Origin of the sequence: Microvirga ossetica (assembly GCF_002741015.1) — a bacterium.
In the GTDB taxonomy this organism is placed as follows: domain Bacteria; phylum Pseudomonadota; class Alphaproteobacteria; order Rhizobiales; family Beijerinckiaceae; genus Microvirga; species Microvirga ossetica.
Genome location: NZ_CP016616.1, coordinates 4,210,462 through 4,232,144 on the forward strand (window position 1 = coordinate 4,210,462; position 21,683 = coordinate 4,232,144).

At 63.8% G+C, this 21,683-nt stretch carries 12 protein-coding genes; 7 read left to right on the plus strand and 5 right to left on the minus strand.

The window, feature by feature from the left end; genetic code table 11:
- Window positions 1–89 precede the first annotated feature (89 nt).
- Together BB934_RS20070 and BB934_RS20075 are read left to right on the plus strand one after the other, a co-directional pair.
- Window positions 90–863, plus strand: a complete 774-nt coding sequence (locus BB934_RS20070) for an endonuclease/exonuclease/phosphatase family protein (protein WP_099511206.1) — start codon at window positions 90–92, stop codon at window positions 861–863.
- 82 nt (window positions 864–945) lie between these two features.
- The gene (locus tag BB934_RS20075; protein WP_099511207.1) at window positions 946–1,890 is read left to right on the plus strand and encodes a lysylphosphatidylglycerol synthase domain-containing protein; all 945 of its coding nucleotides are present in this window, start codon (window positions 946–948) and stop codon (window positions 1,888–1,890) included.
- A gap of 3 nt (window positions 1,891–1,893) precedes the next feature.
- Here BB934_RS20075 and BB934_RS20080 read toward each other — a convergent pair whose 3' ends face one another.
- Window positions 1,894–3,399, minus strand: a complete 1,506-nt coding sequence (locus tag BB934_RS20080; protein ID WP_237050027.1) for a phospholipase D-like domain-containing protein — start codon at window positions 3,397–3,399, stop codon at window positions 1,894–1,896.
- A 348-nt stretch (window positions 3,400–3,747) separates the two neighbouring features.
- Between BB934_RS20080 and BB934_RS20085 the strand changes: the two genes are divergently transcribed.
- From BB934_RS20085 to glgA (BB934_RS20095), 3 genes are all read left to right on the plus strand, one after another.
- Entirely contained in the window at window positions 3,748–4,077 is a 330-nt protein-coding gene (locus tag BB934_RS20085) for a DUF2934 domain-containing protein (protein ID WP_099511208.1), read from the plus strand.
- A gap of 192 nt (window positions 4,078–4,269) precedes the next feature.
- Window positions 4,270–5,508, plus strand: a complete 1,239-nt coding sequence (glgC, locus tag BB934_RS20090; protein ID WP_237050350.1) for a glucose-1-phosphate adenylyltransferase — start codon at window positions 4,270–4,272, stop codon at window positions 5,506–5,508.
- Window positions 5,505–6,956 (plus strand): glycogen synthase GlgA, encoded by a 1,452-nt coding sequence (gene glgA, locus BB934_RS20095; RefSeq protein ID WP_099511210.1) that lies wholly within the window; start codon window positions 5,505–5,507, stop codon window positions 6,954–6,956. Before glgC ends, glgA (BB934_RS20095) begins: the two co-directional genes overlap by 4 nt.
- A 17-nt stretch (window positions 6,957–6,973) precedes the next feature.
- On the opposite strand, the gene glgX is transcribed toward glgA (BB934_RS20095), so the two are convergent.
- From glgX to treZ, 4 genes are all read right to left on the minus strand, one after another.
- Entirely contained in the window at window positions 6,974–9,181 is a 2,208-nt protein-coding gene (gene glgX / locus BB934_RS20100) for a glycogen debranching protein GlgX (protein WP_099511211.1), read from the minus strand.
- 55 nt (window positions 9,182–9,236) lie between these two features.
- Entirely contained in the window at window positions 9,237–11,507 is a 2,271-nt protein-coding gene (gene glgB, locus BB934_RS20105) for a 1,4-alpha-glucan branching protein GlgB (protein WP_099511212.1), read from the minus strand.
- Between the two features lie 147 nt (window positions 11,508–11,654).
- Window positions 11,655–16,529 carry a malto-oligosyltrehalose synthase gene (locus tag BB934_RS20110; protein WP_099511213.1) on the minus strand — a complete coding sequence of 1,625 codons (4,875 nt, stop codon included), beginning with the start codon at window positions 16,527–16,529 and terminating at the stop codon, window positions 11,655–11,657.
- Window positions 16,526–18,340 carry a malto-oligosyltrehalose trehalohydrolase gene (gene treZ, locus BB934_RS20115; protein ID WP_099511214.1) on the minus strand — a complete coding sequence of 605 codons (1,815 nt, stop codon included), beginning with the start codon at window positions 18,338–18,340 and terminating at the stop codon, window positions 16,526–16,528. Before treZ ends, BB934_RS20110 begins: the two co-directional genes overlap by 4 nt.
- A 248-nt stretch (window positions 18,341–18,588) precedes the next feature.
- Between treZ and glgA (BB934_RS20120) the strand changes: the two genes are divergently transcribed.
- Both glgA (BB934_RS20120) and urtA read left to right on the plus strand, forming a co-directional pair.
- On the plus strand, window positions 18,589–20,115 hold the full coding sequence (glgA, locus tag BB934_RS20120) for a glycogen synthase GlgA (RefSeq protein ID WP_099511215.1): 1,527 nt from the start codon (window positions 18,589–18,591) through the stop codon (window positions 20,113–20,115).
- Window positions 20,116–20,388: 273 nt separating this feature from the next.
- A complete protein-coding gene (gene urtA, locus BB934_RS20125) occupies window positions 20,389–21,672 on the plus strand; it encodes an urea ABC transporter substrate-binding protein (RefSeq protein WP_099513075.1) in 1,284 nt (427 codons plus the stop codon).
- The last annotated feature ends 11 nt before the right edge of the window (window positions 21,673–21,683 follow it).

Consider the following 21,683-nt stretch of genomic DNA (forward strand, 5'->3'; position numbering starts at 1 on the left):
CTTGGCTGCGTGTTTGGCTTCCGACCGTATCGGACAGGCCGGTGCAGGCGGCTGCGCCCGTGCGACGAGGCCTGAGGAGAAGGGGGCTGATGCCGCGGATCCTGACCTACAACGTCCACCGCTGTCTCGGGACCGACGGTCGGCTTTCCCCTGAGCGGATTGCGGACGTGATCGCGGCCTACGAACCGGATGTGGTCGCGCTTCAGGAGCTTGATGTGGGCCGGCTGCGGTCGGGCGGCGTCGATCAGGCCCATGCCATCGCCCGGGCGCTGGGCATGCACGTGCATTTCCATGCCAGCCTGCGGGTGCTCGAGGAGCAATACGGCAACGCCATCCTGACCCACAGGCCCTCGCAGCTGGTCAAGGCGGAGGCGCTCCCCGGCTGGGCGAGGCGCCCGAGCCTCGAGCCGCGGGGGGCGCTATGGGCCTCCGTCCAGCTCGGCGGCACCGAGGTGCAGGTGATCAACACCCATCTCGGCCTTCGCCGGCACGAGCGGCTGGCCCAGATCGATACCCTGCTCGGCCCGCATTGGCTCGGCCATCAGGCATGCCGGGAGCCGGTGATCGTTCTGGGGGATTTCAACGCCACGCCGCGGGGGCGGGTCTATCGGCGCCTGACAGCCCATCTCTGCGATGCGCAGGCCGAGGCACATTTGCCGAAGCCCAAGGCCACCTTTCCCTCGCGCCTGCCGATGCTGCGGATCGACCATGTCTTCGTCAGCCGCTCGATCCGCGTGCTGCGGGTGGAGACCGTCCGGACGCCGCTCGCCCGGATCGCCTCGGATCATCTGCCGCTCCTGGTGGAGTTCCAGATCGTTCACGGCAAGGGACACAAGCCTAATCTGGTCCATGCACAGGAATAAACGGCTCACGGCGTCCGCCTGACGGATCGCGGGCCGTTTCCTCGCGTTTAGCCTCATGACACGGAGCAGGTGAGGAGAGCGGATGCGGAACTGGAAGTACCTGATCGCTGCTGCGGCCATCGGCCTTGCGGCTTTCCTCCTTTACCGCACCCTCGGCCGCTACAGCCTGGATCAGCTGGTGGAGGCCGTGTCGGCGGTGCCCGTTCCGAGACTCCTGGGCGCGGCCGGCTTTGCGGCGGCGAGCTACCTCTGCCTGACCTGCTTCGACTATCTGGCCCTGCGCTATGTCGGCAAGCCCTTGCCTTATCCGAAGGCGGCCCTGGCGTCGTTCACCGCCCTGTCCCTCGGTCACAATATCGGGCTGGCGGCGCTCAGCAGCGGAGCGGTCCGCTATCGCTTCTACAGCCGCTGGGGCCTGAGCACGGGAGAGGTCGCCAAGGTGATCGTCTTCTGCGGCATCACCGTCGGGCTCGGCCTGCTGGTCCTGGGCGGTGCGGCGCTTCTGCTGCGCTCAGGCCTTGCGGTTGAGATCACAGGGCTGTCGCTGCCCATCGTTATCATTCTGGGAATCGGCTGCCTGACCGTGCCGGCCATCTACCTGATCCTGGCCGCTTTCGTCCGCAAGACGCTGCGGATCCGGCGCTTGTCCCTCGAGATGCCGCCGCTCCGGCTGGCATTGGGGCAGGTCCTGATCGGCTCGATCAATTTCGCCTTCGTGGCGGCCTGCCTGCATCAGGCGCTCGCGGCGGTGGCGGAGGTGGCCTATCTCGGCGTCGCCTCGGTCTATGTGATCGCCAACGCGACGGCTCTCGTCAGCCACGTCCCCGGTGGCCTCGGGGTGATCGAGAGCGTGGTCATGTACCTGCTGCCGGAAAAGGATCTGATCGGGCCGCTTCTGGTGTTCCGATTCGTCTATTTCCTGGTTCCGCTCGGGTTAGGCAGCATCCTGTTCGCGGTGACGGAGCTGTTCTACCGTCGTCGGAATTCCTCTTATGAGGAAAGCGCGGAGATCGGGGCGAAGGCGTAAGCCTCAGTCGCGACGGCGCCGGAACAGGGAGAGCGGCTCGAAGGGCTCCAGCGGGTCGAGAAGGCCGGTGCCGGGAGCCGGCACATCCGGCCCGTCATCGTCCATGGCGTTAAAGGCGCGAAGCCCCCGCGTGCCGGCGTTGAGCCGCTCGACGGCACGGATGAGAGAGCCGTTCTCGTCCGCGAGGGTGCTGGAGAACAGGCCCGGATCCACCTCCAGATGCTCCTCCAGCAGACGGTCGCGCAGCTGGACAATCGTGCTCTTCATCTCGTCCGTCGTCGCCTCGATGGCAAGGTCGCATTCGCTGTCGAGACCGATGGACCGGTTGTTCAGGTTGGACGACCCGATGCGCAGGAACACATCGTCGACGATTACGAGCTTCGAATGAATCAGCACCTGGCATTCCCCGCCCTTGCCGTCGGGGATGACCGGGTAATAGACCCGCAGCCGGTCGTGGTGCTTGCATTTGCGCAGGCGGCGGATCAGCCGGTCGCGGTTGGAGCCCATCACCAGCTCCTCGGCCCAGCCGTGGGATTCATGGGTCTGGATGACGACGATCTCGGGCCCGTCGGGATCGGCGAGATGGCGCTCGAGCACGTCGCCGACATAAGGCGCCGTCATGTACTGCGCTTCGATGTAGATCGCCTTCTTCGCGGCCGCGAGCGCGTCCAGCGTCAGGTCCGCAGCCTCGTGGACAGCGGCTTGCTCGCCCCAGGCCGGGAAGGTGCGCGCGATGGCGACCGGCGCGTTGCGGAAATCCGGCGCCAGGCCTTTAGGCCAAGGATCGACCCCAGCGGGCGAGGGCGAAAGCTCTTCGCCGGTGGCGAATTTCCAGCGGCAATAGCCGACCTCGGCCACCGCTCGTGCCGCTTCGCCGTCGACGGCCATCTGGAGGTCGTGGACCGGCTCGTAGATTGTCCCATCGTCCCTCATGCGGATCGGGTCGTTGCAGGCGTGGCGTTCCGTATCCCAGCGCTCGACCGTCAGGTCCATGCCGCCGACGAAGGCCAGCGCATCGTCGATGCAGACGATCTTCTGGTGGTGCGCCGCATAAAGCGGGTGGTGGGTGTCGAGCTTGATGTGCAGCCGCGGATGGTTCTGCCAATCGGCGCCGAAGAGGAGGGGACCCGGCGCGCCGGGCGCATGGACGACCGCGACGCTCCAGACGAGGATCCTGACCTCCAGCTCGGACCGCTCCTCGACGAGGGCGCGGAGCAGAGGACCGAGCGGCGGCGAGTCCTCGGCACATCTGTCCGGGCACAGGCGGATGCTGCCGTCGAAATCCCAGCCGACGATCAGGATGGAGCGTTGAGCATTGCGCAGGGCGGTTTCGAGATGGGCGAAATAGGGCGCCCCATCGATCAGAACCGCTGCCCGGTCCGCCTGGGCGACGCGCCAGCAATTCTGCCCGGCACGCAGAATCGAGCCCTCAGGCGGCCGCATCGGCAGCCGGGCCGTGTTCAGGGCTTGCAGGCTTTTCGTTTCTTCCAGAAGTTGCACGTCAGCCACGATCGATTACCAACTCCTTGCCAACTCGGGACTGAAGCCAAGGTTCCCGGAGGGGCCGGGCGAAGGTCTTGCCCTGCCGATGACTCCGGAAAACGTTTTTGGCCGGCGGAGAGGCGCGTTTCAGAGCACTGCCGACGAAAAGACGGGTTGCTCGAATCCTGATCGGGCTACGCCCGGACTCTGGGCAAACATTTACGGCGGATTGAGCAGGGAGCCGTTGCCAATCGCGAGAAGCGCCTAATAATTTAAACCAGTTCGCATCCGTTAAGTGCTAGTGCGTGGTTGGTCGCCAAGGCCAGCTCTCGTTGAGCCACAACCGGTCGGGGCCGGCATCAGGATTGAAGGGCAATGATGGACAAGAAGCTTGAAGAACGCATCCGTGAACGGGCCTATCAGCTCTGGATGCGCCATGGGAGCATCCATGGCCGTGCCGACGAATATTGGTATCAGGCCGAGCGTGAGGTTCGCGGCGAGAGCGGTGACGACGAAGGCACACCGGCTGCACCGATCATCGATCCGGCTCCCTTGGGGATGACGAGCATGACTGAGGATGAGGAGCTTTCCCCTCCCGTCGCTCCGAAGACCCGTAAGAAGCGCACCCCCGCCGTCGCACCCGCGACGGAAGGAACCGAGGCGTCCGTGACGCCCAAGCGTCGGCGAACGACGCGCGTGATCTGAACGAAGTATGACATGAGCCTTCGACCATCCGGCCGGAGGCTTCGGGGCAGGAACTCAACTGAAGTCGGAACACGCCGAAGAACCTGCGGCCGATTTCAGCGTCTACATAACGGGGCTGTTGGTTGCCCCTGCCATGAGGACCCGGTCTTGCCCAAATCAAGCGCTCCCTTCGCACCTCTCGCCCGAAATGCGATGGCCTACATCCTTGCCGGTGGGCGCGGCAGCCGATTGTTGGAGCTGACCGATATCCGCGCGAAACCCGCGGTGTATTTCGGCGGCAACACGAGGATCATCGATTTCGCCCTGTCGAACGCGCTCAATTCCGGCATCAGGCGCATCGGTGTGGCAACGCAGTACAAGGCGCACAGCCTCATTCGCCATCTTCAGCGCGGCTGGAACTACTTCCGCGCCGAACGGAACGAAAGCTTCGATATCCTGCCTGCCAGCCAGCGCGTGTCCGAGACCATGTGGTACGAGGGCACGGCCGATGCGGTGTATCAGAACATCGACATCATCGCGAGCAACGATCCCGAATACATCATCATCCTGGCCGGCGATCACGTCTACAAGATGGACTACGAGATCATGTTGCGGCAGCACGTCGATACGGGCGCCGACGTGACCGTGGGATGTCTCGAAGTGCCGCGCATGGAGGCGACCGGCTTCGGCGTCATGGCGGTCGACGAGACCGACCGCATCATCTCGTTCCTGGAAAAGCCGGCCGATCCGCCGGGCATGCCCGACAAGCCGGACATGGCGCTCGCCAGCATGGGCATCTATGTGTTCAACACCCGGTTTCTGTTCGAGCAGCTGCGGCGCGATGCGGAAACGCCCGGATCGAACCGGGATTTCGGCAAGGACATCATCCCCTATCTGGTCCGGCACGGCAAAGCCGTGGCGCACCGCTTCGGCGATTCCTGCGTCCGCTCCGGCGCGGAAGCCGGCGGCAGCGACGCGGAAGCTTATTGGCGCGATGTCGGAACGGTCGATGCCTATTGGGAGGCGAATATCGATCTGACGGCTATCGTCCCGTCGCTCGACCTCTACGATCGCGACTGGCCGATCTCCACGTTCTCGGAGACATGGCCGCCGGCCAAGTTCGTCCACGACGAGGACGGTCGGCGCGGCCATGCCATCAATTCTCTCGTGTCGAGCGGCTGCATCGTGTCCGGCGCGGCCCTGCGCCGGTCGCTGGTGTTCACCGGCGTCCATCTCCATTCACATGCCGATGTCGATGGGGCGGTCATTCTGCCTTATGTGGATGTCGGCCGGGACGCCCGGTTGACGAACGTCGTCATCGACCGCGGCGTGCGCATTCCCGACGGGCTGGTGGTCGGCGAGGATCCCGAATTGGACACCCGCCGTTTCCGCCGCACCGAGAAGGGCATCTGCCTGATCACGAAGCCGATGATCGAGAGATTGGAAGGATGAGGCCTCTGAACGTTCTGTCGGTTGCGTCAGAGGTCTTTCCCATCATCAAGACAGGCGGCCTCGCCGATGTGGTCGGCGCCTTGCCTTCGGCCCTTGCGCAGGAGGGCATGAAGGTCGTCACGCTCCTTCCCGGTTATCCTGCGGTGCTGAAGGCGTTGAACGGCGCCGAACTCCTTCACGAATATCCCGCCTTCTTCGGAGGACCGGCAAGCCTTCTCTCCGGCACCGCCGCCGATCTCGATCTTCTCGTGATCGACGCGCCCCATCTCTTCGAGCGGCCGGGCTCGCCCTATCTCGCGCCCAACGGCCGGGACTGGCCGGACAATGCCCGCCGCTTCGCAGCGCTCAGCCGGACCGCCGCCGATATCGGTCAGGGGCTGGTGCCGGCCTTCATGCCCGACATCATCCACGCGCATGACTGGCAGGCGGGGCTCGTTCCCGGTTATTTACGCCTCACGCCCGGCCCACGACCGGCTACGATCGTCACCATTCACAACATCGCCTTCCAGGGCATCTTCCCCGCCGATCTGCTCTTCGAGCTCGGCCTGCCGGCGAGCATCTTCACGGTGGACGGCGTGGAATATTACGGGCAGATCGGCTTCCTGAAAGCCGGCCTTCAGCTCGCCGACCGCATCACCACCGTGTCGCCCACCTACGCGAAGGAGATCCAGACCCCGGAAGGCGGCATGGCGCTCGACGGGCTGTTGCGGGCCCGCTCAAGCGTCGTGTCGGGCATTCTCAACGGCATCGACGACCAGGTCTGGGACCCTTCGACGGACATGCATCTCGCGCGGTCCTATGACCGCGAAAGCCTCGATGCGCGCTCCGCCAACAAACGCGCGCTGCAGGAGCGTCTCGGGCTGAAGCCGGATCCGGACGCGATGCTGTTCGGTGTGGTCAGCCGGTTATCGGAGCAGAAGGGGCTCGATCTCGTTCTCGCCGGGCTGTCGCGGCTGCTGTCCGGCGGTGCGCAGTTGGCGCTGCTCGGCGCCGGGGACAAGACGCTCGAGGACAGTTTTCAGAGCGCGCGCATCGTCTATCCCGGTCAGGTCGGCTGCTTCCTCGGTTATGACGAGGCGCTCGCCCATCAGATCCAGGGCGGCAGCGACGCACTTCTCGTGCCGTCGCGCTTCGAGCCCTGCGGCCTGACCCAGCTCTGCGCCATGCGCTATGGCAGCATCCCGGTCGTGTCGCGGGTAGGCGGGCTTGCCGACACCATCATCGACGCCAACGAGATGGCTATCGCCACAGGGACAGGGACCGGCTTCCAGTTCGGTCCCGTCAATCTCGGAGCCGCAATCGATGCGTTCGAGCGTGCCAAGCACCTGTGGCGTGACAAGGATGCATGGCGGCGCCTGCAGGTCAACGGCATGAAGGCCGATGTCAGCTGGCACCGCCCGGCCAAGCAATATGCCGATCTCTACCGCTCCTGCGTTGCGCGCGCATGAACTGAAAGTCGTCTGTTTTACGCGCCTTTCTTCTTCGCCGATCTCTGCTGCTTTTCCGGCTTCAGCTGGAACAGCAGCAGGGAATGTGCGGTGACCGTATATTCCTTGCCGAACCTAAACTCGGTCGGCGCCTCCAGATCCGGCTGGTTGGTATCGATGTGACACATCCAGGCGTCGCCGCCGATCACCTCCGGCAGCGTGCATTTCACCACATCGTGGTGGGCATTCAGGATCAGAAGCAGGGTCACGTCGGTGCCTCGCCGGCGGATACCAGTCGGCTGGGCGCGGCCGTCCAGGAGAATGCTGATGCAGCGGGCGTTCACATCCTGCCAGTGCTCGGAGGTCATCTCGTCGCCGGCCGGCGTGAGCCAGGTCACATCCTTGACATCAAGCTCCTCGTTATAGACCCCGGACAGAAAGCGGCCCCTGCGCAGGATCGGCAGATCCTGGCGCAGCTGAATGAGCTTGCGGGTGAACTCGAGCAGCTCGATGCCGTGCTCATCGATGCCTTCCCAGTCGATCCACGAGATCTCATTGTCCTGGCAATAGGCGTTGTTATTACCGTTCTGCGTGCGGGCGAACTCGTCGCCGGCGAGCAGCATGGGCGTGCCCTGCGAGAAGAGGAGGGTCGCCAGCATGTTGCGCATCTGGCGCAGCCGCACCTCGCGAATCTTCGGATCGTCCGTCGGGCCTTCGACGCCATAATTGAAGGAAAGATTGTGGTCGTGCCCGTCCTTGTTGTCTTCGCCATTCGCCTCGTTGTGCTTGTCGTTGTAGGAGACGAGGTCGTTCAGGGTGAAACCGTCATGGGCGGTGATGAAGTTCACGGAAGCCCAAGGCCGGCGTCCGCGCTTGTTGAAAATGTCGGCCGATGCGGTGAGACGGGAAGCGAGTTCCGGCAGCTTGCCCGGCTCGCCTTTCCAATAGGCCCGCATCGCGTCGCGATAGCGGTCGTTCCACTCCGCCCAGCCGGGCGAGAAGCGTCCGACCTGATAGCCGCCGGGTCCGCAATCCCACGGCTCCGCGATGAGCTTGACCTGGCTCAGCGCCGGGTCCTGCCGGCAGGTGTCGAGGAAGCGCCCGTCCTCCTCGAAGCCGTGCGGCTCGCGGCCGAGGATGGTGGCGAGATCGAAGCGGAAGCCGTCGATCTGCACCTCCTGCGCCCAGTAGCGCAAGGAATCCGTCACCATCTGCAACACGCGCGAGTGGCTGAGATTGACCGTGTTGCCGGTGCCCGTGTCGTTGATGTAATAGCGCTTGTCCGGCGCGAGCCTGTAATAGGAAGCGTTGTCGATGCCCTTGAAGGACAGGGTCGGCCCCAGCTCGTTACCTTCGGCCGTGTGGTTGTAGACCACGTCGAGGATCACCTCGATCCCGGCATCATGGAGATGGCTCACCATCTCCTTCACCTCGTTGACGAAAGGCGTCGCGAGGTAGCGCGGTTGCGGTGCGAAGAAGCCGATGGAATTGTAGCCCCAGTAGTTCCGCAATCCCTTCTCGATGAGATAGCTGTCGTCGACGAAGGCGTGGATCGGCAGCAGCTCGATCGCGGTGACGCCGAGACTGCGGATGTATTCGATCACCTCGTGCTGCATCAGCCCGGAGAAGGTGCCGCGAAACTCCTGCGGCACGGCCGGATGCTGCATGGTGAAGCCGCGCAGATGCGTCTCATAGATAACCGTGCGCTCCCAAGGGGTCTGCGGCCGGCGCCCGCGTCCCCAGGTGAAGGCCGACTCGACGACGCGGCATTTGGGCATGAAGTGCGCGCTGTCGCGCTTGTCGAACGAGAGATCCGCATCGGGCGAGCCGATCGTGTAGCCGAAGAGAGCCGGATTCCATTGCAGGTCGCCGATCAGCTGTCTGGCATAGGGATCCATCAGGAGCTTGTTCGGGTTGAAGCGATGGCCCGAAGCGGGATCGTAGGGACCGTGAACCCGGTATCCATAAGTGGTGCCGGGCCGCGCATCCGGCAGGTAGCCATGCCAGACCTCGTCCGTGTATTCCGGCAGCTCGATGCGTTCCAGCTCCTGGCGGCCTTCCTCGTCGAACAGGCAGAGCTCGACCTTTGTGGCGTTCGCCGAGAAGATGGCGAAGTTGACGCCCAGCCCGTCCCACGTCGCTCCGAGCGGATAGGGCAGCCCTTCCCGGACGCGCGACGTGCGCCGCATGTTCGGAGCGACGGTCTGAGCCGACGGAGTCTCGCGAATATCAACCTTGTCGTTCATTCAAAATCCTAAAAGCCAAGCGGAGCAGAAACTCTTCGTGTCAACGCACGAGCTTTCAGGAAGTCGCACCCGAGCGGAGCTCTATGTTCGCTTTGACAGCATCGCGGTCACGGACCAGAATCAGGGTCGCCAAGGGCGGGATCGTGAGGGTGAGGGAGAGTGGACGGCCATGGCTCGGCGTGCTCTCGGCCTTCACCCCGCCGAGATTGCCCAGATTGCTGCCGCCATAGAGCGCGGCATCCGTGTTGACCGCCTCGCGATAGAGGCCCGGCAGCGGAACGCCGATGCGATAACCTTCCCGAGGAACGGGCGTAAAGTTCGACACAACGATGGCAAGAGCCTCCTCGTCCTCGCCGCGCCGCAGCCAGGCGATGACGCTGTTGTCCCGGTCGTCCGACACGATCCACTCGAAGCCCTTCGCTTCGCAATCCCGTTCATGCAGCGCGGGAATGGAGCGATAGGCCTGATTGAGGTCCTTGATGAGTGTCTGCACGCCTTTGTGGTAGGCGTTGTCGAGGAGATGCCAGTCGAGGCTCTTATCGTGGTCCCACTCCCGCTCCTGCGCGAATTCCCCGCCCATGAAGAGCAGCTTCTTGCCAGGATGGCCCCACATGAAGCCGAAATAGGCGCGCAGGTTCGCGAATCGCTGCCACTGATCGCCCGGCATCCGGCCGATGAGCGATCCCTTGCCGTGCACGACCTCGTCATGGCTGAGAGGCAGGACGAAGTTCTCGGAAAAGGCGTAGAGAAGGCCGAAGGTCAGGTCGTGGTGGTGGTGGCGGCGGAAGACCGGATCCTTGCCGATATAGCGCAGGGTGTCGTGCATCCAGCCCATGTTCCACTTGAACCCGAAGCCGAGACCGCCGGTATAGGTGGGTTGCGAAACGCCCGGCCAGGCGGTCGATTCCTCCGCGATGGTGACGGCGCCCGGCGAAGTGGCGTAAGCGACCTCGTTCATCTTGCGGATGAAGTCAATGGCGCCGAGATTCTCATTGCCGCCGTAGCGGTTGGGAATCCACTCTCCGGATTTGCGCGAGTAGTCGAGATAAAGCATCGACGCGACCGCATCGACCCGCAGGCCGTCGAGGTGGAAGCGCTCGAGCCAGAAGCGGGCATTGGCGACGAGAAAGCTCATCACCTCCTGGCGCTCGAAGTTGTAGATGTAGGTGCCCCAATCCTGGTGGAATCCCAGACGCGGGTCGGCATGCTCATAAAGATGCGTGCCGTCGAAATAGGAAAGCCCGTGCGGATCGTTCGGAAAATGCGCCGGCACCCAATCGAGGATGATCCCGATCCCGGCCGCATGCGCCGCCTCGACGAAGGCCGCGAAATCCTCCGGTGTGCCGAAGCGGCTTGTCGGCGCATAAAGCGAGATCGGCTGATAGCCCCAGGACCCGTCGAAGGGAAATTCGGTGATCGGCAGAAGCTCGATATGGGTGAAGCCGAGATTCTTCACATAGGGAATGAGCCGTACCGCCAGTTCGCGATAGGTGAGATAGCGATTGCCTTCCTCGGGCACCCTTGCCCACGAGCCGAGATGGCACTCGTAGATCGACATCGGCGCCTTGCGGTGGTTCTGCGCCGCGCGCGCTGTCATCCATTCCGCATCCTGCCAGTCGAAGCTCGGGTCGCGTTTCAGGATGGAGGCCGTCGCGGGTGGGTGCTCCGCGGCGAAGGCGATGGGATCGGCCTTCAAGGCGAGAAGGTTGCCGTGCAGGCCGAGGATCTCGAACTTGTAGCGCTGGTCCGGCGTGACGTCTGGAATGAAAAGCTCCCAGATCCCGCCCTCGTGGCGTCGCCGCATGGGGTGGCGCCGTCCGTCCCAGCCGTTGAAGTCGCCGACCACGCTCACCCGGCGGGCATTGGGCGCCCACACGGTGAAGAGAAAGCCCTGAATGCCGCCGAGGTCGAGAAAATGGGCGCCGAGCTTCTTGTAGACCGCATCGCTGGTGGGATCGCCGATCCGCGTGAGATCGTCATGCGAGAGAAAGGCGCCGAAGCTGTAGGGATCGTGATGGATTTCGGACCCGTCGTGCCTTTCGACGCGCAGCCGGTAATCGGGCCTCTCGGAGGCGCCGACAGAGCCGACGAAATAGCCCTCCGGCAGCTTTCTTTCCATGCTGCCGAGAACCGTCTCTCCGCCGCGACCCACCAAGGTGATGGTATCGGCATCCGGCCGGATGACGCGGATCTCCCACCGGCCGGGTCCAACCTCGTGCGGGCCGAGCACGGCGAAGGGATCGCCGGAATTGATGATCTCGGCAACCGAAGGCGGCTCGGCCGGGCGCTTTGCTGCGCTCTGCGATCCACGACGGTGCTGATCCATTCCGGCAACCCTTTTCATATCTCTGTCCCATGAAGGCGAGCGGAGCAGGCCGCTCTGCCATCTCTTCCAGACGACTTTCATTATGGAGCAGGACCCGGCCCGGACCAGAAGCGTGCTGTGCTCCGGAGGCGGTTCCGCTGCTCTTCGCTAACCCGGAGCGCCTCCACCGCCGGCCGATCTCAGGACGGCAAAGGGGATCATACCCATGAAATCCGACAACCGGTTCTGATCGCCGTCGATGAGAATTTTCTCTCCGGTGATCACGTTCAGCCACTTGCCATGAGGCAGAGCGACCGACACGTCCTGCCAAAGAGATGCATCGAAGACCGGGCCATCCGCCTGACCGAGACGCTGGGCCCACAGACGAGGCACGATCACGGCAAGCGTGTCGGTGCGATGGCGCCTGATATAGCCGATGACCTGCGATGCCCGTGCGCCCTCTACCGTCAGGGGGTGATAGTCGCCCTCGGCGTAAAGGCCCGGGGCGCCGGATCGATCGCGCAGCAGCTTTGCGTGGATATGCTGCTTGATGCGGCCGTCCGGCCAGTTCCGCATCAGGTCTTCCAGCGGTGCGCTCGTTTTCAAGGCGGCACTCCGCGCGCCGTAATCCACTGGCCGCCGGTTGTCGGGGTCGACGAGCGAAAAATCCCAGAACTCGGTGCCCTGGTAGATGTCCGGCACGCCTGGCAGGGTGAGCTTGAGCACCGTGCGCGAGAGGCCGTTCAGCGTGCCGAGGACGGAGAGGCGTCGGGCGAGGGGGCGGATGCGTTCGATGAACGGGCTCCTCGGATCGAGCACCGTCTGCAGCAGCTTCATAGCAGCCGTTTCGTAGGCCTCGTTCGGGTGAACCCAGCTCGTATGCCGCTTCGCTTCGCGCAGGGCCTTGATGAGATAATCCTCCTTGCGCTCGCGGAAGGAGGCCAGCTGCCTGGCATCGGCCTTCGCCAGAAGCTCGAGAGGCCAGGCACCGAGAAGCGCCTGAAGCAGGATGACCCGATCGTTGGCATCGGGCGCCGGCGCGCCGTTCACGTCGGACAGGTGAGGGGAGACGAGCTCCTGCCAGAGGTCGAGCGCTTTGGACCATTCCTCGGGCATTTCCGAAAGTGCAAGCAGGCGCGCGCGCGCATCCTCGCCGCGCTTGGTGTCATGGGTCGCCGTCGCGATCATCGCATGCGGCCAGGCGCTCGCGCGATCAGCGTTTGCAGCATGAAAAGCCGCGAGCGAGAGCCCGAAATGGCCGGGGTCGCCGCCTACTTCGTTGAGCGCAATCAAACGGCCATAGCGATAGAACAGGGTGTCCTCGAGGCTCTTCGCCATGACGGGACCGGTCAGTTGCTGGAAGCGCCGGCGGAAGCGGCGGACATCGCCCTGCGCGGCGGCTTCGATCCGCCCCAACAGGACAGCTGCAACGAAATCGTGCACGCCGCGGTCGGGGAGGGTGCTGCTCTCCTGAGCGGCCGCAATCGTCTCCTCGATCAGCCGCACATCCTCGGCGGCCGGTTCGCCATCGCGAATGTAGCTGCGATAGACCGGAAAAGCGGCGATGATCTCGATGAGCGCCTGGCGCAAGGCGAAGATTGTATAGTCCCGTGTCCGGCGGCTCGCATCGGCGATCGCCTTGATGTCGGAGACGAGAACCTCGAGTTCACTGGCGAAGTTGTTCTCGACGATCTCCAGCTTGGCCTGTTCGAGAAGCGTATCATAGGAACCGCGGAGGTTGGACGCCTTCCGATAAATCCGCTCGAAAGCCTCGCCGGCAGTGGAATCCACCAGCACACCGTCGATCACGTTCAGCACGTCGTAGCCGGAGGTTCCGGCGACGGGCCAGGAGCGCAGCGTCTCTCCCGGCTCGAGAATCTTCTCGACGGCGACGTAGAAGCCTGGACCGACCTTTCGCTGCAGGGCGCGGGTGTAGCCCTCAGGATCGGCGAGGCCGTCGATATGGTCGATCCTCAACCCGTGCACATGGCCTTCTTCCACGAGGCGCACGATGAGCTCGTGCGTCTTGTCGAAGATCTCGGGGATTTCGACCCGGATGCCCGCCAGGGTGTTGATGTCGAAGAAGCGCCGGTAGTTGATGTCGCTCGACGCCACGCGCCAATAGGATAGGCGATAGGCCTGGGCCTCCAGGAGTCGGTGCAGCGCGTTGAAGCTCTCCGGGCTTCCTTGAGTGCCGTTGAGAATGGCGATGACCCGATCGAGTGCCTTTTGCAAAGCGGGCGATGCAGAAACGATGCGGGCGAGTTCCTGCTTCAGTGCTTCGCATTCGTCAGGCAGGGATGCCTGGTTCTCTGGCGAAACACCGTCCGCCAACGCGCGCAACCGCTCCGTCAGGCTGCGAAGCTTTCCGGTATCGGCGGAGGCGACGTCGAGCGCGGCAATGGCCTGATCGAGCACCACCGGGTAGGTGAGCGGGCAGATCGGGAAGCGGTGCTCCCAATGCCAGACGCTGAAGCTGCCTTCTTCCGCGTCGAACTGCAGCTGAAGTTCGCCTTTGTCCAGAACCTCGCCATACAGGCCGCCGAGGAAGGGGGAGATGAGCTTGCCGTCGGCGCCCGTGCGCTGCCAGTCGATATCGAAGGCCTTGGCCACGGGCGAAAGCGGCCCCCATTCCAGAACCGACAGCCACCAGCCATTGTCCTTGCCGCCGACGCCCATATGGTTCGGCACGATGTCGAGCAGGAGCTTGAGGCCATGCATCTTCAGGGCCTGCGTGAGCCGAAGGAAGCCTGCCTCTCCCCCGAGTTCCGGACTGATGACGGTGTGATCGACGATGTCGTAGCCATGGGTGGAGCCGGGAGCGGCCTTCTGGATCGGCGAGGCATAGAGATGGCTGATGCCGAGCTCGGCGAGATAAGGCACGATCTTCATGGCGTCGTCGAAGGTGAAGCCCTTGTGAAACTGCAGCCGATAGGTCGCGCGCGGTGGCGGCCCCGACAGGGCGTTGCCTCGGGCGCGCCGATCACGGCCCTCTTCGGCCAGCACCACGGCGAGCCTGGCCATCAGGCTGCCGGGCGAGGCAATGGTCTCGACCGTGCTCGACAGGCGCCTGCGCCAGTTCGGATGGCCCACATCCATACCCGGCATGTTCGGCTGGTTCAGCTCGCCGGTGACATCCTCGATCTGGAGCGAAGTGAGCAGGGACGACGTGCGGGCGAGATAGCGCACCGTCTCTTCGAGCGGCGGCAGATCCGGAACACGATTGGACGGGAGCAGGCCTTCCTCCGCCAGCGCCTTCGCAAAGTGTTGTTTGTCGGCTGCCCGGGCCACGCGCTCGTCGGCAGCCTTTTTCGGTTCGAAGATCCCGAGCGTCTGCCGCAGGTCGATGTCGAGACCCTGCCACCAGCCGGTGAAGGTCGGCAGGTCATGGGTGGTGATCACGGCAAGGGCCGAGCGCGGATATTCGCTCGGCTTCTTGAAGGCCGAGCCTGTCCGCTCGAAGGGCAGGACGCGGTAGCTCAGGACGCCTGATTCCATGATGGCATCGGAAAAGCCTTCCGGTGCCGTGCCCAGATCCTCTGCGATCACCAGGCATTGCGCGCGGTGGCTCTCCACGCGCAGCACGGCAAGCATGGCTTCGAACGGGTAGTCCACATAGGCGCCCTGCGAGGCAGGCGCGCCGGATGGGATCAGGAAGAGGCGCTGCAGCTGGAAAGCGTGGTCGATGCGGATGGCGCCCGCATGGCGCATATTGGCCGAGACGAGATCGCGGAAGGCGGCGAGTCCTTGCTCCTCCAGGGTGAGCGGATTGAAGGGCGGCAGGCCCCAATCCTGTCCCTGGGGTCCGAGGGGATCCGGGGGCGCTCCGGTGGAGAGCTTCGGGGCATAGCGCTCGGGTGTCGCCCAGATCTCGGAGCCTCCCCCATCCGCGCCGACCGCGAGGTCACGATAGAGACCGATGGGCAGTCCGGCGGCGTGGGCATGCTCGGCAGCCTGCGCGAGCTGTCTATCGGCCAGCCATTGCAGCCAGGCATTGAAGGAGATGCGCTCCGCATGGTCCAGGCGAAAGCGCCGGACGGCTACGGAGTGGACCGAGCGATAATCCTCCGGCCATTCGCCGATCCAGAACCGGCCCTGCTCACGCAAATGCTCCGACAGCGCTTCGAAGGTCGCGTGTGCTTCGAGCGCCTCGCCGCCCGCGCGCCGGAACGCCTCGAAGGCGGCGTGGTCGCCCGATGCCCGAAAAGATGCCCAGAGAGAGTCGAGAAGGGAACGCTTGATCGCCCAGGCCTCGGCATAGTCGATCAGCTGGGCGCTGCGGAGCCGGGCAAGGCGCGCCTGCAAAGCCGGGTCGTCGAGAAGCCGCTTCGCGTCGCTTTCGGCGAAGCCATCGACCTTTGTCGGGTCGATATAGATCGGCTCCAGGAAAAGGCGTGAGGAGGGCGAGTAGGGCGAGACCTTCGAGCGATCCGACGCGAAGAGTGCATGGACCGGGCTGAGGCCGAGGAAGGCGCCGCCGACATGGCCGATGCTTTCCGCCGCGAGCGCCACATCGGAAAAGTCGCCGATCCCGAAGTCGCGCTCCGAGCGCAGCGAATAGATCTGCGCCGTCGCGCCCCAAAGCCGCGTATCGTCCTTCAGGGCGTCCAGCTCCCAGCACCGCGCCGGGGCGGCGATGATCGTCGTTTCGGTCTTGCCCACCCGGAGGCGGTGATAGCCCATGGGCAGGGCGGGAACATCGAGCGCGGTCTCGCCCTTGCCAAGCCGCCCTTCGTGAACCGCGCCGCTCTCTTCGATCAGGATCCAGTCCTGCGACCCGGGCGGTCCGCGAAACTTAACTGTCGAAGCTGTCTCCGCTTCGAGCGTGACGACCGCCGGGATCGGTCCCGTCTTCAGCCGCTCCAGCCGCTCGATGGAGTCCTGTGCTCCCTGCTCCGACGTGACATCGAGACCGAGGGCGGCGAGCATCGCCCTGCGCGTCTCTGGCGCCGTCGCGACGGTCTTCCCGAACGCGTCGGTGTAGTCCTCGGAAATTCCGACAAGCGCGGCCATCCGCTCCAGCAGAGCGTTCAGCTTGCTCATGCCGATGGTCCTTTCGTCACGATGGCGCTCCACGGCGGGAGAATTCCTCCGGAGAGATCGAGGTTCGGGCTGGTCCAGAGGATTCGCGCCGAGGGATGTCGATCCGTCGTCACTGAGCCGTCGCCGAAATTGGCCGTCATGCGGAGGCTGCCGTCGGAGAAATTCCAGACCACGTCGAGCGTCTTCTCTCGTGAGACAGTGTAGCGGGAGCCCAGGTAATCGCCCTTGAGGAGCGGGACGATTTCCCGGCGCCGGATGGCGAGCAGCTCACGCGTTTGCGACAGGGCCTCCCGATGCGGCGAGTTCTCCGGTTCCGACCAATCGATCTTCGACCGTTCGAATGTCGCGCGATCCGTCGGATCGGGAATCGTCTGCGACATCTGCGGATCTGTGAAGGCCTTGAAGCGCTTGAACTCGCCCCGGCGACCGTCACGCACCGCTTTCGCGAGGTCGGGCTCGTTCTCGAAGTCGACGAAAAACTGGAACGGCGTCGAGGCAGCCCATTCCTCGCCCATGAACATCAGGGGAATCTGCGGCGCAAGCAGAAAGAGTGCCTGCGCCAGGGCGAGGCGCTCGGCCGGAATGAGGTGCGAAAGACGCTCGCCGAAGGCGCGGTTGCCGATCTGATCATGGTTCTGCAGGAATGCGATGAAGGCAGACGGCGGCAGATGGCCCGAGGGTTCGCCGCGTGTGACGCCGTCCTTGTGCGGCGAGGGATCGCCCTGATAGGCGAAGCCCTCCGCAAGCGCTCGCGCGAGATGCTCGAGCGGCCTGTTCGCATAATCTTCGTAGTAGCCTTCGTTCTCTCCCGTCAGGAGAGCATGCCAGGAATTGTGAATGTCGTCCGCCCACTGCGCGGTATGAAGGCTCGCGCGTCGGTCGGCCTCTCGGCCGAGCCAGCGCGCCTGATTGGCTTCGTTCTCGAGGACGAGATGGACATGGCGATTCTTGATATGCTGCCGGATGCGGGTCGCGAGCTCCTCGATGAAATGGGGATTTCCGTCATCGGTGATGGCATGGACCGCATCGAAGCGCAGCCCGTCGATGCGGTATTCCTCCAGCCAGTAGAGGGCGTTGTGAAAGAAGAAGTCGCGCACGATGCGGCTGCCTTCGCCGTCCACGTTGATGCCTGCACCCCATGGGGTCGGATGGCGCTCCGTGAAGAAGGATTTGGCATAGGCGTGCAGATAATTCCCCGACGGGCCGAAATGGTTGTAGACCACGTCGAGGAAGACCATCAGGCCAAGCTCGTGCGCGCGCTCGACGAGACGCTTGAGATCATCCGGGCTGCCATAGGCGGCATCGGGCGCGAAGGGCAGAACGCCGTCATAGCCCCAGTTTCTCCGGCCCGGGAATTCGCCGATCGGCATGAGCTCGATCGCCGTGATGCCGAGATCGCGCAGGAACTCCAGCCGGTCGGACAGGCCGGCATAGGTTCCTTCCAGGCTCGCCGTCCCGACATGCACTTCATAAAGGACAGCCTCTTCCCACGGCCTGCCGGTCCAGGACGTGTCGGACCAGGTGTAGGACCGGGGATCCACCACGAGGCTGAGGCCGTGAACGTCGTCAGGCTGGAAACGCGAGGTGGGGTCCGGCACGACCAGATCGCCGTCGATCCTGTAACCGTAGCGGCTTCCGGCGCGTGCCTCCTTCGAGACCAGACGATACCAACCGTCCTTGTCGGCATCGAGCGGGAACTCGGCACCGTCCAGGACAAGGCGCACATCGCGGGCGGTCGGCGCCCACAAGGCAAAGCGGACGCCGTCGGAGGTTATCTCAGCCCCGAAGGGCATGGAGTGAACGCACCGCATCTGATCTCCGGGTATCGATGAAAGCACTTGCGAACGGACATGTTAAGGCAAGGTTCCGGCTCAAATCAAAAAAACAGCCAAGCTCGGTTTCGCTGTAACAGAGCCGCGGCATGGAGCGCAGGTTCCAGCCTTCTGAGTGCATCAAAAATTTTTTGAAAATATTTTCGGAACACTTCGCCGGGGCAGCGAGTTTGACGCCCGACTTCCTATGGCGCGGGGGTCGCTGGGGATTGCGCCGCTTAGCGAACATGCTGGACTCATTTCGACTGGAAGCCGGTGCGGCTTTCCCGACGGTAGCGCATGCCGAATTGCAGGCAAGCGCCCAGCCGTCCATTTCCGTCAAGCGACGGCAGTCTATTCTATTCGTCACATCCGAGATCGCAGATTACATCAAGGCCGGCGGCCTCGGTGAAGTATCCGCCGCCTTGCCGCGGGCGCTGCGGCATCACTATGACGTGCGCATTCTCATCCCGGGCTATCGCCAGGTTCTGTCGCAGATCGGGCCCGTAAAGGAAATCGCCCGACTGCCGGCATCCTTCGGCATTCCCGCCTGCGGTCTGGGGCGCGGGACGACCCGGGACGGCCTGACCGTCTACGTTCTGCTGTGCCCTGAACTTTACGACCGCGACGGCTCGCCCTATGTCGACGGCTTCGGCGTCGATTGGAGCGACAACGACATCCGCTTCGCGCGTCTGGGCCTGGCCGCTGCCGACATCGCTTGCGGCTATGGCGACTCTCTGTGGCGTGCCGACCTTCTGCATCTCAACGACTGGCCGTCGGGCCTCGCATCGGCCTATCTCGCCTGGCGCGGCAGGCCGATTCCGACGATCCTGACCATCCACAATCTCGCCTATCAGGGCCTCTTCGACCGCAGGCGTCTGTCGCATCTGGGGATTCCCGACGCGGCCTTCCAGATCGACGGCGTCGAGTTCTACGGCAAGCTCTCCTTCCTGAAAGCCGGCATCTATTACTCGTCCCATATCACGACGGTGAGCTCCACCTATGCTCAGGAGATCACGCAGCCGGAATCCGGATGCGGTCTCGACGGTCTGCTCAGGACCCGCGCCGAGCAGGGCCGCCTCGACGGCATCATCAACGGCATCGACGAGAGCTGGGATCCGAGCCGGGATCCCTATCTGGTGAGCCCGTTCTCGGCCGAGAACTGCCACGGCAAGCGCGCCAATGCGAGGAACGTGCGCGACACGTTCGGGCTCGCGCTCTCGAACGGTCCGCTCTTTGCGGTGGTGTCGCGTCTCGTGCATCAGAAGGGCGTCGATCTCGCGATCTCCGCTGCTGAAGAAATCGTCTCGCAGGGCGGGCAGATCGCCGTCATCGGTCAGGGCGAGCCCCGGTTCGAGGCCGAGTTGCAGGCGCTGGCGCAGCGCCATCCGGGCTCCGTCGGCGTGAAGATCGGCTATGACGAGGGCGAGGCGCGGCGCATGTATGCGGGCAGCGATTTCCTGCTCATGCCCTCGCGTTTCGAGCCGTGCGGGCTGAGCCAGATGTATGCGCAGAAATTCGGCTCCCTGCCCATCGCGCACAGGACCGGCGGCCTTGCCGACACCATCGAAGATGGCGTCAACGGCTTCCTGTTCGGCGAGCCGTCGCTCAAGCGCTTCAAGGACGCGATCGGCAGAGGTCTCGAGACCTTCCGCTCGCGCTCCCGCCTGATCGAGATGCGCCGCGCCGCGATGAAACGGCCCCACGGCTGGGATCGATCCGCATCCCGATATCAGGAAGTGTACGAACGCGCCTGTCGGAAAGCTGTCGCGTAACTTTCGTCGCGGCCTTCACTGCCTCAAACCCGAATGTCGCTCAATTTTCGTTCAGCAAGATGAATTCGCACGCGCAAATGCAACGACGTTGCAGCCTCATTCTTGAGCCCGTGCCATTTTTTGAGGCAGAGTGCGCGCGCTCAACTCTCTTCCCTCGAAGACAGGTAGCTTTGCCGTCTACGACACGATCTGAAAACAACACTGGCATGGTTCTTGCGTAATGCCCCGACGTTGCACCTGAAACAGGGCGGCCAAGGGAGACGATCTATGTCGATGTTGAAGATGACCCGTAGAAGCCTGATGGCGCTTGCATCCGCAGCGCTGGTTTCCGGTGCCATGGCGGGAGCGGCGCAAGCGCAGGAGACCATCAAGGTCGGTGTTCTGCATTCCCTATCCGGCACGATGGCGATCAGCGAGACGACGCTGAAGGACGTCATGCTGATGCTCATCGAAGAGCAGAACAAGAAAGGCGGTCTGCTCGGCAAGAAGCTCGAGGCCGTCGTGGTCGATCCGGCTTCCAACTGGCCGCTCTTTGCAGAGAAGGCGCGCGAGCTGATCAGCCAGAACAAGGTTTCAGCGGTCTTCGGTTGCTGGACCTCCGTGTCCCGCAAATCCGTGCTTCCGGTGTTCAAGGAACTCAACAGCGTTCTCTTCTATCCCGTGCAATATGAGGGCGAAGAGAGCGAGCGCAACGTGTTCTACACGGGCGCGGCGCCGAACCAGCAGGCCATTCCCGCCGTCGATTACCTCGCCAAGGAAGAAAAGGTCGAGCGCTGGGTTCTCGCCGGCACCGATTACGTCTATCCGCGCACGACCAACAAGATCCTCGAATCCTATCTCAAGGCGAAAGGCGTGAAGGCCGAGGACATCATGATCAACTACACGCCGTTCGGGCATTCCGACTGGCAGACCATCGTCGCCGACATCAAGAAGTTCGGCGCGTCCGGCAAGAAGACTGCCGTGGTGTCCACCATCAACGGCGACGCCAACGTTCCGTTCTACAAGGAGCTCGCGAACCAGGGCGTGAAGGCGACGGACATTCCCGTCGTGGCGTTCTCGGTCGGCGAGGAAGAGCTCGCCGGCATCGACACGAAGCCGCTCGTCGGCCACCTGGCTGCCTGGAACTACTTCCAGTCCGTCGAAACGCCCGACAACAAGGCCTTCATCGAGAAGTGGAAGACCTTCACCAAGAACCCGAAGCGCGTCACCAACGATCCCATGGAAGCGCATGTGATCGGCTTCAACATGTGGGTGAAGGCCGTGGAGAAGGCAGGCAGCACGGATCCCGACAAGGTGATCGATGCCATCGTCGGCGTCGAGGTTCCGAACCTGACCGGCGGCGTTTCGAAGATGCTCCCGAACCACCACATTACCAAGCCGGTCCTCATCGGCGAGATCAAGGACGACGGACAGTTCGAGACCGTTTCTCAGACCGACGCTCTCGTGCCCGGCGATGCCTGGTCCAAGTTCCTCGACGGCTCGAAGGACCTGATCGCCGACTGGAAGGACCTCAAGTGCGGCAACTACAACACCGTCACGAAGAAGTGCGGCGCCTGACCTCCTGACGA

Bases quoted from the DNA above. Each gene is read 5' to 3' on its own strand.
- BB934_RS20075 (WP_099511207.1), top strand. From the start codon at position 946: ATGCGGAACTGGAAGTACCTGATCGCTGCTGCGGCCATCGGCCTTGCG.
- glgA (WP_099511210.1), top strand. From the start codon at position 5,505: ATGAGGCCTCTGAACGTTCTGTCGGTTGCGTCAGAGGTCTTTCCCATC.
- urtA (WP_099513075.1), top strand. From the start codon at position 20,389: ATGTTGAAGATGACCCGTAGAAGCCTGATGGCGCTTGCATCCGCAGCG.
- treZ (WP_099511214.1), bottom strand. From the start codon at position 18,340: ATGCGGTGCGTTCACTCCATGCCCTTCGGGGCTGAGATAACCTCCGAC.
- BB934_RS20110 (WP_099511213.1), bottom strand. From the start codon at position 16,529: ATGAGCAAGCTGAACGCTCTGCTGGAGCGGATGGCCGCGCTTGTCGGA.
- glgC (WP_237050350.1), top strand. From the start codon at position 4,270: ATGGCCTACATCCTTGCCGGTGGGCGCGGCAGCCGATTGTTGGAGCTG.
- BB934_RS20085 (WP_099511208.1), top strand. From the start codon at position 3,748: ATGATGGACAAGAAGCTTGAAGAACGCATCCGTGAACGGGCCTATCAG.
- glgB (WP_099511212.1), bottom strand. From the start codon at position 11,507: ATGGATCAGCACCGTCGTGGATCGCAGAGCGCAGCAAAGCGCCCGGCC.
- glgX (WP_099511211.1), bottom strand. From the start codon at position 9,181: ATGAACGACAAGGTTGATATTCGCGAGACTCCGTCGGCTCAGACCGTC.
- glgA (WP_099511215.1), top strand. From the start codon at position 18,589: ATGCTGGACTCATTTCGACTGGAAGCCGGTGCGGCTTTCCCGACGGTA.
- BB934_RS20070 (WP_099511206.1), top strand. From the start codon at position 90: ATGCCGCGGATCCTGACCTACAACGTCCACCGCTGTCTCGGGACCGAC.